This window comes from Chryseobacterium lathyri (genome assembly GCF_030812195.1).
Taxonomy (GTDB): Bacteria; Bacteroidota; Bacteroidia; order Flavobacteriales; family Weeksellaceae; genus Chryseobacterium; species Chryseobacterium lathyri_A.
Genome location: NZ_JAUSSF010000001.1, coordinates 1,017,211 through 1,033,744 on the forward strand (window position 1 = coordinate 1,017,211; position 16,534 = coordinate 1,033,744).

Genomic DNA, 16,534 nt, shown 5'->3' on the forward strand with positions numbered 1-16,534 from the left:
AAGAGATTTTAATATTGATGTTCTTTCTTAAACTAATATATCTCTCTAATATTATGAAAAAATACGCTTTAATATTTTTTGCATTAATCATGTCAGTTGCCGTTTCGGGGCAATACAAACCCTGGACTTCCTCGGAACAGCCTTTAAAGGAAATCAAGACATTAAAAAAACAAATTGTAAAACCCAACTTCAGAAAAAAAGACTATATCATTACCGATTTTGGTGCCATTGGTGATGGAAAAACAAAAAATACGGAAGCTTTTAAAAATGCCATTGAAAAATGCAATTCAGAAGGCGGAGGAAGAGTTGTAGTTCCAAAAGGTATCTTTTTGACAGGGGCTATTTATTTAGAAAGCAATGTGAATTTACATGTCAGTGAAGGTGCAACGATCTTGTTCAGCCAGGACAGTAATGACTACCCTATTGTTTTCACAAGATGGGAAGGAATGGAATGTATGAATTATTCATCGTTGATCTATGCTTATGAGGAAGAAAATATCGCTGTGACCGGAAAAGGAACACTAGACGGAAACTCTGATAACGACCATTGGTGGTTCTGGTGTGGTGCAAAAAAGTATGGCTGGAACGAGTCCCGTCCGGGAAGACAAAATCCGGCCCGTGCAAAACTGCATGAATACATGGCGCAAAAGAAAGATCCGAGAGAAAGAATATTCGGTGACGGATATTATTTGAGACCTAATTTCGTTCAGCCTTATAAGAGTAAAAATTTCTATATGGCGGATGTTTTGGTAAAAAATTCTCCCATGTGGAACCTGAATCCTGTATTGTGTGAAAATGTTTTGATTGAAAGAGTAAAAGTAATCAGTCACGGTCCTAATAATGATGGCTTTGATCCTGAAGCATGTAAAAATGTATGGATCAAAGATTCATATTTTGATACGGGAGATGATTGTATTGCCATAAAATCAGGAAGAGATGAAGACGGAAGAGGTATCGGGAAACCGGCGGAAAACCACATCATCGAAAACTGTGAAATGAAAGACGGACACGGCGGCGTAGTGATCGGAAGCGAAATTGCGGGTGGAGCAAAAAATATTTATGCCATAGGAAATGTGATGGACAGTAAAAACCTTGACAGGGCACTTCGTATTAAAACCAGTTCAAGCCGTGGTGGAATTATCGAAAATGTATTCTTCTACAACACAAAAGTAGGCGCTTATAAAGAAGCCGCGGTTCGTTTCAATATGCATTACGAAAAACCAGGCAACTTCATCCCTACAATCAGAAACATCTGGGTAGAAAATCTAGTGGTGGAAAAAGGCGGCAAATACGCCATCCTTTCTGATGCCTACGAATCTTCTCCGGTAACAGATTTTACAATGATCAATGCTAAAATTAAAGGTGTTGAAATCCCATATAAAGTTGATTTCCTAAAGAATGTAACCCTGAAAAACGTGACTGTTAACGGACAGCCATTAACTGACTTAAAAAAATAAAATGCGGAAAACATCCATTTTAGCAGGCTTTATCGTTTTATCTGCATTCTCACATTCTTTTTCCCAATCCAAACATTGGCAAAAAAATGAAAGAGAACTGCATTACAAAGAAGACAATGGTGATTTTTTGTTGGTTAACGGAAGATACCGGTTCAACCGTGCTTTGTATGGCAACAACCGCGCCTCAAGAATAGAAACCGGAGATTTGCCGGAGTTTGCGCTGTATCTTCCCGGAATGGGCGGTAATCTTCAGTTTGTTATTCAGAAAGGAAATTCCATTAAAAAATTAATCCAGGCTGATAAAATTGAAACCCGTTATCGTGCAGGATCGATGCTTTATACCATTAAAGATCAGATTCTTGGAACCGGAAGTTTAAAACTGACAGTTTTGGCACAATCTAAAGAAGAAGGCTTAATTTTAAAAATGGAGACTGAGAATGTAGATTCCAATACAAAAATCTATGCTGTTTATGGCGGAGCAAGCGGAAAAACATTCAGCAGAAACGGTGACATTGGTGCAGATCCGGAATCAGGTTTTTATTTGCTCCCGGAATATTGTGAAGGCAATCAGTTTCAGATCAATAAAAATCAATTTGAGCTTACTTATTTAAACAAGAAAAAAGAAAATCTGTTTATCAACGGAAGCTTTTCAAACGCCAATTCATTACAACTGACCGATGCGAAAACGTTGGAAAAACTAGCTGATTTTACACAAAATAAGGCGGAAAAATCTCCAATAATTTACGCAACGTATTCAACACAAAAAAATCCTGTTTATATTCAAATTAAAAAGGGAAAATCAGATCAAAACTTTTCAGATGAACAACTTGCAATCATTTTTAATGAAGCCGAACAATCACGTTTAACATTAACAAATCGAGTTCAATTAAAAACTCCCGATTCAGATTTAAATAATTTCGGAGCAATTTTAGCTGTCGCCGCAGATGGAATTTGGGAAAGCCCGACGTTTCTTCATGGCGCAGTTGCCTGGAGGATGAGGCTAAATGCCTGGCGAGGAGCTTATGCAGCCGATGTTCTCAGTTGGCACGACCGCGCAAAAGAACATTTTGAAAGCTATTCAAATTCTCAAGTTTTAAAACCTGATTCTGCACCTGTTGAAATGGATACGCTGTTGCACTTAGCAAGACATGCAGAAAAAATGGGAACTTCGGTGTTCTCAAGCGGATATGTTTCGAGAAACCCCAATGACAATTCAAAACCGCATCATTACGATATGAATCTGGTCTTTTTTGATCAGATGTTTTCTCACTTCAACTACACCGGAGATGTTAATTTTTTAAAGAAAATGTGGCCCACAATGGTTCGCCACATGGATTGGGAAAAACGAAATTTCAAACGGGGCGACCTTTATGATGCTTATGCTGCAATCTGGGCAAGTGATGCTTTGCAGTATTCAGGTGGAAAGGTAACCCACACTTCTGCCTATCATTACAGAGCCAACCGTGAAATGGCAAAACTGGCGAAAATCATTGGCGAAGATTCCAACCCTTACGAAAAAGAAGCTGAATCCATTTTAAAAGCTATGAAAAACGAGCTTTGGATTAAAAACAAAGGGTATTTTGCTGAATATAAAGATGCCCTGGGTAATCAAATTCTTCACGATAAGCCTGGAATCTGGTCGATTTATCATGTTTCGGATGCTTATCTTTTAAATGAATTTGAAGATTATCAAAACACGCAGTACATCAGCAACCATACTCCGAAAATCCCTATAACAGTAAAAGGTAAGATCAATAAAGATTATTATACACTTTCCACCACCAACTGGCAGCCTTATGACTGGTCGATCAACAATGTGGCGTTGGCAGAGAATTTACAAACTGCTTTAGCGTATTGGCAAGCAGGAAGAAATGAAGATGCCTATCGACTTTGGAAAGGTAATCTGGCTGAAAGTATGTATTACGGGATCAGTCCTGGGAATTTTGAGCAATTATCTCACTATGATGCTTTTCGTGGGGAATTGTACCGTGATTTTGCAGACCCGATTGGTGTGGCTGCAAGAACTTTAACGGAAGGGCTTTTCGGAATTTATCCAAAATTGTTAGAAAATAAAATCAATATACAGCCAGGGTTTCCCAAAGACTGGAACTTTGCAGAACTGAAACTTCCGGATTGGGAATTTAAATTTAACAGAACTTCCAAAAAAACAAATTATTGGTTTAAATCAAAGTATACAAATGCGGTTTCGCTTGATGTATTGATTCCTGTGAATCATACCAAAATAAGATCGGTAACCGTAAACGGTAAAAAAGTGCAATTTGCGATACATCCAAATTCTATTTCACAGCCTTTTGTAAAGTTAGAAACAGAAAAAGGAAAAGAATTTACCATTGAAATTACGTATTCGGGAGATGAATTAAAAACTGAAAAGACAGATTATATCAATTATATCTCTGAAAATCTCCAGCTCAATTTAGATTCAAAAAAGAAGATTCAACAGGTTTATGACCCGCAGGAATTGATAAAAATCCGAAACGGAAATCAATTTGGTTTGGTGAAAGAAGAAAGAAAAGGAACTTTTTTCGTTCAAGTGGAACAAAATGGAACGAAATGGTGGCAACCTGTAAATGTTGATATTCAATATCCTTTGGAAATAAAATGGGTGAATAAAAAACTTCAAATTCAGTCCAAATCATCCAGTACAATCAATGGAAAATTGAGTATCAATAATTTAAATACAGCTTTTTCAATTCAAAAAAATCAAAATACATCAATTGAAATTCCAACAAACGATCTAAGCAAGGGAACCAATTTTATTCAGCTTGAATACAATGAAATCAGGCAAAATATAGAAATAACAGATTGGGAAATCGAGAATAAAGGCGAATTCAATCCTGTCTCACTGGCCTCAAAATATAATGAGAGAGTAACAGGAATTTTCAATCAAAAATATCTTTCTCCACGGCTCAATGTCCCTACTCTACAGCTTCCGTGGCAAGGAATCGGGAACTGGTGCTATCCGTTGACCACTACTCAAATTGATGACAGCGGACTGATGAAAAAACGAAAAGGCGGGAAGCTCGAATTTTTAGGAATCCCCTTTTTAATGAATAACGAAGAGAAAAATATTGTCTTTACAAGTCAGTGGAATAATTTCCCGAAATCGGTTGAAATTCCTGTTACGGGAAAAGGAAGAAAAGTCTATTTTCTGATGGCAGGTTCTACCAATCCGATGCAGTCGCAAATTACCAACGGAACTATTACAGTTCAATATTCAGACGGTTCGGACACAGAATTAAAACTAAAAAATCCTGTGAACTGGTGGCCCATTGAGCAGGATTTGTTTGACGATAATTTTGCTTTTGAAATTCCGGATGATAAAATTCCGTACCGGGTTCAGCTGAAAACCGGAGAATTGTACAAAGGTGGAAGTTTAACGAAATATGCAGAAATTAAAGGGGTAAGCAACCGTGCTGTTGAAGGCGGTGCCGCAACCATTCTGGATCTGCCGATTGACCCGAACAGAGAATTAAAATCAATAAAATTAACAGCAGTGAGCAACGATGTCGTTATCGGACTGATGAGTGCTACTGTTTTAAAATAAATTAAAAAAATGAAGAAAATTGCAATATACCTGAGTCTTTTTTGCATTGGAATTTCATCCTTAACTGCTCAGAAAATAGACCGGAAAAAAGTGGTCCAACGTCACAATGTGGTTAATACAAAAGCGGATACCTTATCTACTTTAACGGTTGGAAACGGAAAATTTGCTTATACGGTCGACATTACCGGAATGCAGTCATTTCCTGAATATTACAAACATGGAGTATCCCTGGGAACCCAGTCGGAATGGGGTTGGAATAGCTTTCCCAATACTAAAGATTATAAATTTGAGGAAACATTAAAAGCATACGATTTCAACAATGAAGGACGTAAAGCACTGTACAGTGTACAGCTGAAAGAACCTGAACGAAATAAAGGAGCTGTTGAGTATTTCAGGGTCAATAAACATCGTCTGCAATTAGGAAATATCGGTATTGAACTGCTTAAAAAAGATGGCCAGAAAGCAAAGATTTCGGACCTGACAAACATTAATCAGAAAATTGATCTTTGGACGGGAATTATAACAAGTGAATTCTCATTGGACGGCACACCCGTAAAAGTCTGGACGGCTTCTTTTCAGAATTCTGATAAAATCGGAGTTAAAATTGAGTCTGACTTAATTACTGAAAACAGGTTAAAAGTTTTCGCACGCTACCCTTCTCCTACCGGACAGTTTTTGGATGATGCTGCTTTTTATGGCAACGAGAACGATCATACTACAAGAATTGTCTCTTCACAATCAACGCAAGGTGTGATTCACCATCAGTTGCAGAGTGCGGATTATTATACTCAGTTTTATTTTACGGAAGGAAAATTACGTGAAGCGGGAAAACATTATTTTGTATTTGAACCGTCTTCAAAAAACAAAAAAATAGAATTAAGCATTGAGTTTTCAGCTAAAAATCCGAAAAGCGGGAAAACGTTATTTGCTGATGCCGAAAAAGAAAGTATTTCAGGCTGGGAATCTTTCTGGAAAAGCGGTGCAGCCGTTGATTTTGAGGAAAGTACAGACCCAAGAGCGAATGAACTTGAACGCAGGATTGTTCTGTCAGAATATTTAACCAAAGTACAATGCGGAGGAAGCAATCCGCCACAGGAAACAGGACTGACCTTCAACAGCTGGTACGGAAAACCACATACAGAAATGCATTGGTGGCATGGTGTTCACTACGCTTTATGGGGAAGACCTGAGATTTTAGAAAAACAGTTGGATTATTATTTCAGGACTTTTGAAAAAGCAAAAAAATTAGCAGAAAGGCAAGGTTACAAAGGCGTAAGATGGATAAAAATGTCTGATAATGAAGGAAATGAAAGCCCGTCTTCTGTGGCAGCATTCCTGATCTGGGAACAGCCTCATATCATCTATATGACTGAACTTCTGTACCGCGATAAACAGGACAAAAAAGTTTTGGAAAAATATAAAGACCTGATTTTTGCCACCGCTGAATTCATGGCAGATTATGCTCATTATGATCAAGAGAAAAACCGTTATAATCTTGGGAAAGGGGTTATTCCGGCACAGGAAGTTTTCCCTGCAAAAGACACCTACAATCCGACTTATGAAGTAGCCTATTGGGATTGGGCACTGAAAGTTGCTCAACAATGGAAGGAAAGACTGGGGCAGCCGAGAGATAAAAAATGGGATGAGGTTATTGCAAAATTGGCACCACTTCCGGTTCAGGATGGCGTTTATTTGTCAACCGAATCTGCAAAAGATTCTTTCACTTTTCCCAAATGGATGACCGATCACCCTGCTGTTTTGGGAGCATTAGGAATGGTTCCGGAATCTCCGAAACTGGATAAAAAAATCATGAAAAACACGCTGGACATTGTTTGGGAAAGATGGAACTGGGAACATACCTGGGGTTGGGATTTCCCGATGACGGCCATGAATGCTGCAAGACTGGGGCTTCCAAATAAAGCTCTGGATGCGCTTTTCATGAATATTCAGACTAATACCTATCTTAAAAACGGTCATAATTTTCAGGATAAGCGTCTCCGCATTTATCTTCCCGGAAACGGAGGGGTTTTAACGGCTGTTGCCATGATGCTTGAAGGCTGGGACAGTTCCAAAGGTGAATTTCCGGGTTTTCCAAAAGACGGTTCATGGAAAATAAAAGCGGAAGGTTTTAAAAAGATGCCTTAAATTTCAGTTTCATATAGTAGTAGTTAGAGTCTGCCTTTAGGCAGGCTTTTTTATGCCCTGATTTTAATTTTTCAAAACCAAATAAATAAAGACAGACAAGTTCTGATTAACGGTTCACCGAAAGTACAGGACAGTCTGTTTATATGTTTATATTAAATTAGCAGTAAATCAAAGATGAGATGGACAAGCCCAGACATTTTACACGCAGAGAATTTTTACAGACTTCAGCCCTTGGGATCACAGCTGGGGTTCTGGGGCTGTCATTTACAGATTCATCTTCCGACAAACCTTATTTCAGCTTAAAGCCAATCGGGCGAACCTTTTCATTGGAGAACTATTACATTTGGTGTAATTCTCCGATTTGGGGCGAAGACGGTAAGGTTCATCTTTTTTATTCCAGATGGAGAAAAGAAAAAGGAATGGGTGGCTGGCTCAACGGTTCTGAAATTTGCCGTGCGGAAGCTGATTCCCCCTATGGAGAATTCAAGCATAAACAAGTTATTCTTGCTCCGAGAGGAGGCGAATTTTGGGATGCCACAACTTGTCATAATCCTTTAATTACAAAAGTAGAAGACGAGTATTATCTTTTCTATATGGGAAACCAAAACGGAAAAACAAATACTAAAAGAATAGGGCTTGCCACTTCAAAAAGTCTTGACGGAGAATGGGTAAGGCCTGAAACACCACTGCTTCTTCCCGGAAAAAAAGGCTCATGGGACGACCATTGTACTACAAACCCAGCCTTTATAAAAGGAAATGACGGCAAATTTTGGCTTTTTTATAAATCCTGGAACACTGAAGAATATGAAAATCAGAAAGGCCCGGTAAGGGGAAACCGGAAATATGGACTGGCAAAGGCTGATCATCCTTCAGGTCCTTACGAGAAAATAAAGGAAAATCCTGTCATTGACTTTTCATTGTTGCCTGACAATGCCCAATTGGAAGATGCTTTTATCTGGAAACAAAATGGAAAATTCCATATAGTAGCCCGTGATATGGGATTTTTTAATCATGAATATGGTTTACACTTAACCTCCATGGATGGCCTTAACTGGTCCAAACCGGAAATCGCTTATCTTAATATGAAGAGCTATATTAAGGAGCCTGCAGCACCTAATCATTTAAAACGATTCGGGAGGTTAGAACGCCCCATGATTTTAATGGACAAAGACGGTAAGACCCCTAAATTCCTATTTGGAGCAACGCAGGGAGGAAAGTTCGAAACTTCTACATCTTTTGTCTTTGAAATTACAAATACCGGAATGTAATTCTCAAATCCATTTTTACATTTTTTGCTTTACCAAAACCAGACTTCCGGTTAAGCATAATCGGACAGCTTAAGGTATACTATCAAATTTTTATATATTGTGTTTAACTTTGTATACTAAAATTGCATTTTTCCGTTATAATATATACCGGAACAATCACCATTACAATCAATATTTAACATTTACAATCATTAAAAACATATCAAAAAAGTTATTATAAATTTTTGTAACTTGCCCTACGCCGTTCGTTAACTTTTGAATTATTTTTAAACTGAAATAAATATCTCCTATCTCAATATCATGGCAGAAACATTTGAAATAATAATCAATGAGCATTCCAGAGTTCCTAAATACAAACAGATTGTAGATTCTATTCTTAATGGAATTGATAGTGGAGAGATTAAGATTGGTGAAAAAATCCCTTCCATAAACGAACTCAGTGAATCATGTTTTCTTTCAAGAGATACTGTAGAAAAAGCTTATAAAGAGCTCCGGAAAAGACAAATCATCGAATCTGTAAAGGGAAAAGGGTATTATATCTCACGTATTAACAAAAACGACGTGATCAACATTTTCTTTCTGATCAACAAACCGAGTACCTATAAAATGATGATTTACAATTATTTTGTCAATGCAATCGGTACCAAAGGCAATGTTGAAATGTATATTTACCACTGTGACGAAACACTTTTCATTAATTCCCTGAAAAAGAACCTGGGCGGATTTGATTATTACGTAATCATGCCTCATTTTCGTGATGAACAGTCTAAACATACCAGCTCAACACAGCAAGTTTTAGATATGATTGAACAAATCCCGAAAAACAAGTTGTTGTTATTGGACAATACCAAGCCTAACATTTCCGGAGAATACGGCTCTATTTTTCAGGATTTTGAACATGATATTTACAATGCTTTAAAGGAAGGTTTAGACAAGATAAAGAAATACGAAAAAATTATTTTAGTTTATCCCGATAAATCCATTCACCCCTATCCTTTTCGTATTGTCCGCGGTTTTGAGAAGTTTTGTAAGGATTTTAAATTAGATTATGAAATTCTTGACGAAATTTATCCCGACATGGAATTGCAGGATAAAGATATTTTCATCACGATTCGGGAACGGGATCTGGTGAATCTGGTTAAGCAGATCAGACAGAAAAATCTTGAGTTGGGCAAAGACATCGGCATTATTTCCTATAACGAAACGCCTCTTAAAGAGTTACTTGGAATTACAGTAATTACCACAGATTTTAAAGCTATGGGAGAATCTGCAGCCTACATGATTTTGAAAAATAAAAAGGAACAGGTGAATAATGTTTTTAAGTTTATTCAGAGGGATTCATTATAGATTTTTTTTAAAAGAATTAACGCAATCGATTACATAGTTTTCAGTTAAAATTCTAATTATGTTTAAAAAATTACTTTTCGCATAAATTTTTAATAGGCTCCGTTGAGTGTAACTCTGGATATATTATGTAAGTTTCGGCTAAAGCCAATCGGATTTTTACAATGAAAAACGGGCTAAAGCCCGTTCCTACTATATTTGTTTTGCTAATTACTTCACTCTAAAATTCTGCAAATCCTCCGGTTTTTCACAGCAAAGCTGCTCCATCACCTGTCTGAACTGCATTTTAAGCATTTCAATAATATGATCACCGCCTTTGTCACCTAAGGCTCCAACCGCATACATAAAAGTTCTTCCCATAAAGGTAAATTCTGCACCACAACTTAAAGCGCGGGCGACATCCGGGCCGGTTCTTACACCGCTATCCATCATTATTTTGATCTGATCTTTATATTTTTCGCTGATTTCTTTCACAACTGCAATCGTAGATTCACCCGCATCAAGCTGTCTTCCGCCGTGGTTTGAAATAATCATTCCATCGAATCCTAAACGAACTGCTTCTGCGGCATCTTCATCTGAAGCAACACCTTTAATGACCAGTTTTCCTTTCCATTTGTCACGGATAGCCTTAATTCTGTCTGAATTCAATCTGCCGGAAAATGTAGAATTCATGAACTGGCCCAGCTGTTTCACATTCATGTTTTTATCCATATACTTATTCATCGTTGCAAAACTCGGAACTCCGTGTTTCAGCATCTCTAAACACCATTGAGGCTTTGCCAAAGCTTGGGAAACGTTTCGGAAATTAATTTGAGGTGGCATTGATAAGCCATTTCTTATTTCTTTTGCTCTGTATCCAAAAGTGGGAACATCAGCTAAAACAACGAGTACATCGTATCCGGAAGCTTCACAGCGGTCGAGAATATCATTGCGCAGCCATTCTTCTCTCGGATGGTATAATTGATACCAGGCTTTTCCCTCTGTTAATTCAGAAATTCTTTCAAGACTGCTTGTTGTAACTGTACTTAATATGAAAGGAATATTATGTTTAAAAGCCGCTTTTGCTAAAATTTCGGGGGCATTAGGCCACATTAATCCCTGTAAACCGACAGGAGAAACCCCGAAAGGTGCGGCATATTTAACTCCAAATAATTCAGTTTCCATATTGGCTTCCACATAATTATTGTTCAGGTATTGCGGACGAAGCAGAACTTCTCTTAATTCACTCGTATTTCTGTCCCGGTTGATGTTTTCATTACAACCTCCGTCCAGATATTCAAAAGCAAAGCGGGGCATCTTTTTTTTAGCTCTTTCGATCAACAATTCAAGCGAAGCGTAACGGGTATCAAATGGAAATGACATGTTTTATAAATTAAGAATTAACGGTTGAAGCACTTTCATCTGATAATGCTGCTGTAAAAAAGTTTCGTCTATTTTTTTGTTCGAAATCACCATAGAAGCGCCCAATGCAGAACCCAACGGAGAATGTGTAGACATCACATTGTAATGCTGGAAATGGTGAGACATAAGCTTCATAAATACGTCATTATCAGTAAATCCTCCATCGATGTAAATGTTTTCAATATCTGAATTTCCGATTGCGTTTTTAATCGTATGAATCTGTAAATCCATCAGTTCTATCATTAATTGATGGTAAGCTTCTTCAAAAGTAGCAAATGATTTTAAATCTGTCTCACTGATCATTTTTCGTTTTAAAATAATTCCTTCAAAGCGAAAATAGATATTTTTATTTTTCATTAAACGCAGATACAGATCCTGATCAAACTGCACTTCTCTGTGGAAACCATATTCTTTTCCGTAATAAGCACATAATTTTTCAACCTGAATTTTGTATTCATTTCCCATGAAAAAACGGGATGCTTTTACACGTTTCCCATCAATCCGCATATAATTCAGGCAATTATTTTCTATATCTTCATCAGTCAGACTTTCATCATTAAAGGGATTTAACGAAATACTCCATGTTCCTGTAGAAAGCAATAAAAACGGATCTTTTTTGCTTAAAATATAAGGTAATAACGCTGAAGAACTGTCGTGAATCCCAACGCCAATTTTTATTTTTTTATTTCTGTAAGAAGTATTGATACTCGCTGAAGTCGGCACAATTGGAGGTAATAAAGCATCTATTTCTTCCTCATACACCCAGTCATGATAATCAGCTTTGTCATAATCCCACAAATTGGTGTGGCAACCTATTGAAGTAAATTCCGACACACAAATTCCGGTAAACAAATACGATAAATATTGAGGTAAATGAAGACTGTAACGGATTTTTCTGAATATTTCCGGATGCTTATATTTCAACCAAAATAATTGCAGACCTGAATTCAGCATTCCCGCCTGAGGTGATGCTGTTTCACGGGCAATTTTCAGTTTGCTTCCATGTTTTTCATAAAATAAATCAAGGATTTCCTGATCCATCGGTTTGGTGTAATTGTACAAAGGAGTCAGAACATTTCCTTTCTGATCCAGATGCACAAAACTTGCTCCATATGTGGAAAAATTGATTGCTTTTACTTCATATTTTTCATTATCAAGAATGGCATTAAAATTATCTTTTATCCAATTTTGCAGGGCTCCAAGGTCTTCTGTAGGATAACCGTCTTCATCAGTGGTGAGTGGTAATTCTGTATATTCCCGGACGACTTCTTTATAATTCTTATCGAATAAAAAGAACTTTTTATTGGTTTTTCCAATATCAAATACTATGGTTACCTTCTTTTTTTTGGACATTCTTGCGATGAATTAAATTGAGTTTTATGAAATAAAAAAATTATTTTTAAAAATTTCTGTTTTGTCTTTGCCAGGAACGAAACTATCTATTTTAGCGTAAAGTTCACAAAGATTTTTTTACTACTATACAGTTTTAAGGCTGCAAAGACTGAACTGCGTTCTTGAACCTTCAGCTTATAATCAGCAAAGTAATATAACTATAAATTAGATTTCCACCATTAAGGAGTGTTCAGATAATAGGATGCATTAAGAAAAAATCCACTTACTTCTTAAGCAGCAAAGCCAATATCCTACATCCAAACACTTTCAACCTTAATGATAAAAATATAAGGATACATATAATAAAAACTTTCGATTGCACTCAAAAGTTGAAATTATCAATTTTAAACAGGATTTTATAATCCCGTTGCTTTGGTTTCTAAGCCTCTTTCGGTAATTAAATTTTCTCTTACCTTTAAGTTTCTGTAAGCAGCAACCGGATCTAATGCTGCACCAGTCTGCAATCTTGCAGCTCTAAGTAACGGCCGAACATCTGTTCTGTACGCATTCTGCAAAATATCCTGTGCACCAACGACATCATTGTTTAATTGGGCTGTTTTTAATGCTTTCTGATCAACCAGAAGTGCCTGTGCATAAGCAATTAAAATAGCTTCCAGAGATTGTAATAAATCCTCCAACGGATCTTTGATGTTGTGGCTTGCATCAATCATCCAGGCCGGATAAGGATTTTGAGGATTGTTTTCCATCCCGTACACCAATTCATTGAAAATCAAGAATAAAGCATAAGGTTTAATGGAACCCACCGTCAAATCATCATCTCCATATTTGCTGTCATTGAAATGGAAACCTCCTAATTTTCCTTTGTACATCAAGGTTGCAACAATCTGCTCAATATTGGTATTGGGTAAATGATGACCTAAATCTACCAGTGTATAAGCTCTTTCGCCACAAGCATTGGCCAACATAAATGAAGTTCCCCAATCCTGAATTGTTGTTGAATAGAAATTTGGTTCGTAAGGTTTATATTCGATGAAAAGTTTCCAGTCTTCCGGCATTCCTGCATAAATTTCTTTTAAGCTTTTTTCAGTATTGGATAATGCTGCCTGGAAGTTCAATTGTCCCGGAAAACTTGCTCCGTCTGCCAACCAAACCGTTAAGCTTTTTGAACCTAATTCTTTTCCGATCCTGATCACTTCTTTGTTGTGTTCCACAGCATAAGCTCTTGAATCTTCATTTACAGCATTCAGAGAACCGAATTTATAAGAGTGTTTAGCTCCGGCTTGATCCTGAAATGTGTTGGAATTCATGGCATCAAAAACAAGTCCGTGAGAAACTGCTTTTTCTTTAATTGCTTTTACGTCACTTGGAATATCCCATGGAATATGCAATGAAACAGCTCCCGCAGAATGTGTTAAAGCATGAATCAAACCTACATCATCTAATTTTTGCTCTAAAGAAGAAGGTTCGCCACCGAAAGAAAATCTTCCAAAGCGTGTTCCTCCAGCTCCCAAAGCCCAGCTCGGAATTGCCACCTGAAAATCAGCAATTTTGTTGACTATCTCAGCAACATTTGCGCCTGATTTTGTTAATTTATTTTGTAGAAAATCGAAATCTGCAGTAAAGTTTTCAATTTCCGCTTTATTGTATTGTTCAATGATATCTTTTCCTATAATCATGATTTGATTTTTAAATTTATTTTTACCACAAAAATCACAAAAGCTTTTGATCATTTTTAAAGCTTAAAATTATTGAAAACAAAAGTTCAAAAAAGAAGGGTGAAATCAAAGATCTTTAAAACCTTTTTCTCTTTTCTAAATTTGCCTAAATCACTAATAACTTTTGTGACTGTTGTGGTTAGATCTTCAAATTTACCTTGGGAATGCATTTGCCATTCCTCCGTCTACATTGATGATGTTTCCTGTTGTTTTATCTAAAATAGCAACACAAGCAAAAACTCCGTTGGCAATGTCTTCGGGAAGAATAATTTCGTTTAATAAATTTCTTTTTGCATAAAATGCGGGCAACTCTTCAACAGAAATTCCGTTTGCTTTTGCACGACCTTCTGCCCAGGCTCCTTCCCAGATTTTGCTTCCTACGATAACTCCATCAGGATTTACCACATTAACGCGGATTTTATCTGCTGCCAATTCTGCTGCCAGTAATCTTGTCATGTGTTGTTGCGCTGCTTTTGCAGTTCCATATGCCACATTATTTGGACCGGCAACTAAGCCATTTTTACTTGCAATATTGACAATATCTCCTCCTAAACCTTGCTTTTTCATGATTTCCACTCCATTTTTTGCCATCAGGAACTGACCTTTTACCAAAACATTTTCAAGCAATTCCCAGTCTTTTGTGGTAGTATCTTCCAGTGATTTAGAAATCGCCAAACCTGCAGAATGAATGATAATATCTATTCCGCCAAATGCCAGAACAGTTTCTTTAAAAGCGTTTGCAATCGCCTCATCATTAGTCACATCGCAAGTAACTGCTACAGCTTGATCTTTGCTGTATTTTTCTGTCACGGAATTTAAAGCTTCCTGATTTAAGTCTGTGAAAACAACTACTGCCCCTTCCTGAACCATTTTGTCAGCAATTGCCTGCCCGATTCCGCCTCCCGCTCCTGTTACGATCGCAACCTTTCTTGACAATGGTTTTTCTTTTGGCATTCTCTGCAATTTTGCTTCTTCAAGCAACCAATATTCGATGTCAAAGGCTTCCTGTCGTGGTAAAGATGTGTATTCGGAAATGGCTTCTGCTCCACGCATTACATTGATTGCATTTACATAAAATTCGTTGGCAACACGAGTCGTCTGCTTATCTTTCGAGAAACTGAACATTCCCACTCCGGGATAAATGATGATCACCGGATTCGGGTCACGCATTGCAGGGCTGTTTGAATGTTTGCACGTTTCGTAATATTCTTTATATTCTTGTCTGTATTGTTCGAAAAGAGGATTTAATTTTTCTAAAATAGCTTTAGAATCGCTTAAATCTTCATTTTTATCTAAAGTCAAAACTAACGGTTGGATCTTAGTTCTTAAGAAGTGATCCGGACAAGAAGTTCCCAATGGTGCTAACCGTTCCAAATCATTACTGTTGATGTATTCCAAAACGACATCGCTGTCTGTGAAGTGACCTACCATTCTGTTTTCAGAAGAAGCCAGGCCACGTAATAACGGCATCAATTGAGCTGCTTTATTCTTACGCTCGTCAGCTGGAAGAGATTCAACTTTTTGCCCGCCAAAAACCTGTCCTTTCTCTTCAATCTTTTTAGCAATATATTCAGAAGCCATTTCGATAACTTCCAAACTGTTGATATAACATTCGTAAGAAGTATCCCCCCAGGTAAACAATCCGTGACTCCCTAACACAATTCCTCTGATTCCTGGATTATCGTTTAAACATTTTTCCAATTGTAATCCTAAATCAAAACCCGGACGCTGCCATGGAACCCAGCCCATTGTATCACCCCAGATTTCTTTTGTAATTTTTTCACTGTCTTTTGCGGCTGCTACTGCAATTAAAGCATCCGGATGAAGATGATCGATGTGTTTGAATGGAAGTAAACCATGTAAAGGTGTATCAATAGAAGGAGCTTTACTATCCAAGTCAAAAATACAATGATTGAACAGGCCCACCATTCGATCTTCATCTGCTAAACCCTGGTATACATTTTTCAAGTTTCTTAGTCTTTCTGTATATAATCCTGCAATTCCTTTTCTTGTCAGTGTTCCGATATCACCACCTGAGCCTTTTACCCACATAACCTCAACATCTTCGTTGGTTAGCGGGTCTTTTTCGATGGTTTTGCAACTTGTATTACCTCCTCCATAATTGGTAATTCTTAAATCTGCCCCTAATATGTTTGAGCGGTATAAAAATAAAGCAACCTGATCATTTCCCAAAGACGCCGCTTTGTTTTCATCCCATAAATAGTCTACGTATTTGAATGTTTTAACTTTTTCCATTTGTTTACTTATATTTCTGAATTTTTATCC

9 protein-coding genes are annotated in these 16,534 nt (G+C 37.2%); 5 read left to right on the top strand and 4 right to left on the bottom strand.

All coding sequences use genetic code 11. The annotated features are described in order from the left end of the window. Positions 1–53: 53 nt before the first annotated feature. The 5 genes from J2T03_RS04700 to J2T03_RS04720 all read left to right on the top strand — a co-directional run bounded on the left by J2T03_RS04700 (position 54) and on the right by J2T03_RS04720 (position 9,782). Positions 54–1,457, top strand: coding sequence for a glycoside hydrolase family 28 protein (locus J2T03_RS04700; RefSeq protein WP_307209722.1), 1,404 nt, complete (start codon positions 54–56; stop codon positions 1,455–1,457). Position 1,458: 1 nt separating this feature from the next. Beyond that, positions 1,459–5,022 carry a DUF4450 domain-containing protein gene (locus J2T03_RS04705; protein ID WP_307209724.1) on the top strand — a complete coding sequence of 1,188 codons (3,564 nt, stop codon included), beginning with the start codon at positions 1,459–1,461 and terminating at the stop codon, positions 5,020–5,022. 9 nt (positions 5,023–5,031) lie between these two features. Then, positions 5,032–7,167 carry a hypothetical protein gene (locus J2T03_RS04710; protein ID WP_307209726.1) on the top strand — a complete coding sequence of 712 codons (2,136 nt, stop codon included), beginning with the start codon at positions 5,032–5,034 and terminating at the stop codon, positions 7,165–7,167. Between the two features lie 179 nt (positions 7,168–7,346). Next, positions 7,347–8,435 carry a glycoside hydrolase family protein gene (locus tag J2T03_RS04715; RefSeq protein WP_307209728.1) on the top strand — a complete coding sequence of 363 codons (1,089 nt, stop codon included), beginning with the start codon at positions 7,347–7,349 and terminating at the stop codon, positions 8,433–8,435. Positions 8,436–8,735: 300 nt separating this feature from the next. Beyond that, positions 8,736–9,782, top strand: a complete 1,047-nt coding sequence (locus J2T03_RS04720; protein ID WP_306842094.1) for a GntR family transcriptional regulator — start codon at positions 8,736–8,738, stop codon at positions 9,780–9,782. Between the two features lie 207 nt (positions 9,783–9,989). Here J2T03_RS04720 and J2T03_RS04725 read toward each other — a convergent pair whose 3' ends face one another. The 4 genes from J2T03_RS04725 to J2T03_RS04740 form a co-directional block, all read right to left on the bottom strand. Beyond that, complete coding sequence (locus tag J2T03_RS04725) at positions 9,990–11,141, bottom strand: alpha-hydroxy acid oxidase (protein WP_307209730.1); 1,152 nt, start codon at positions 11,139–11,141, stop codon at positions 9,990–9,992. 3 nt (positions 11,142–11,144) lie between these two features. After that, positions 11,145–12,533: an FGGY-family carbohydrate kinase gene (locus tag J2T03_RS04730; RefSeq protein ID WP_306842090.1), complete on the bottom strand. Its 1,389-nt coding sequence runs from the start codon at positions 12,531–12,533 to the stop codon at positions 11,145–11,147. A gap of 395 nt (positions 12,534–12,928) precedes the next feature. Further along, a complete protein-coding gene (locus J2T03_RS04735; protein WP_307209732.1) occupies positions 12,929–14,209 on the bottom strand; it encodes a sugar isomerase in 1,281 nt (426 codons plus the stop codon). A gap of 192 nt (positions 14,210–14,401) precedes the next feature. After that, positions 14,402–16,504 (bottom strand): bifunctional aldolase/short-chain dehydrogenase, encoded by a 2,103-nt coding sequence (locus tag J2T03_RS04740; RefSeq protein ID WP_307209735.1) that lies wholly within the window; start codon positions 16,502–16,504, stop codon positions 14,402–14,404. Positions 16,505–16,534: the final 30 nt, after the last annotated feature.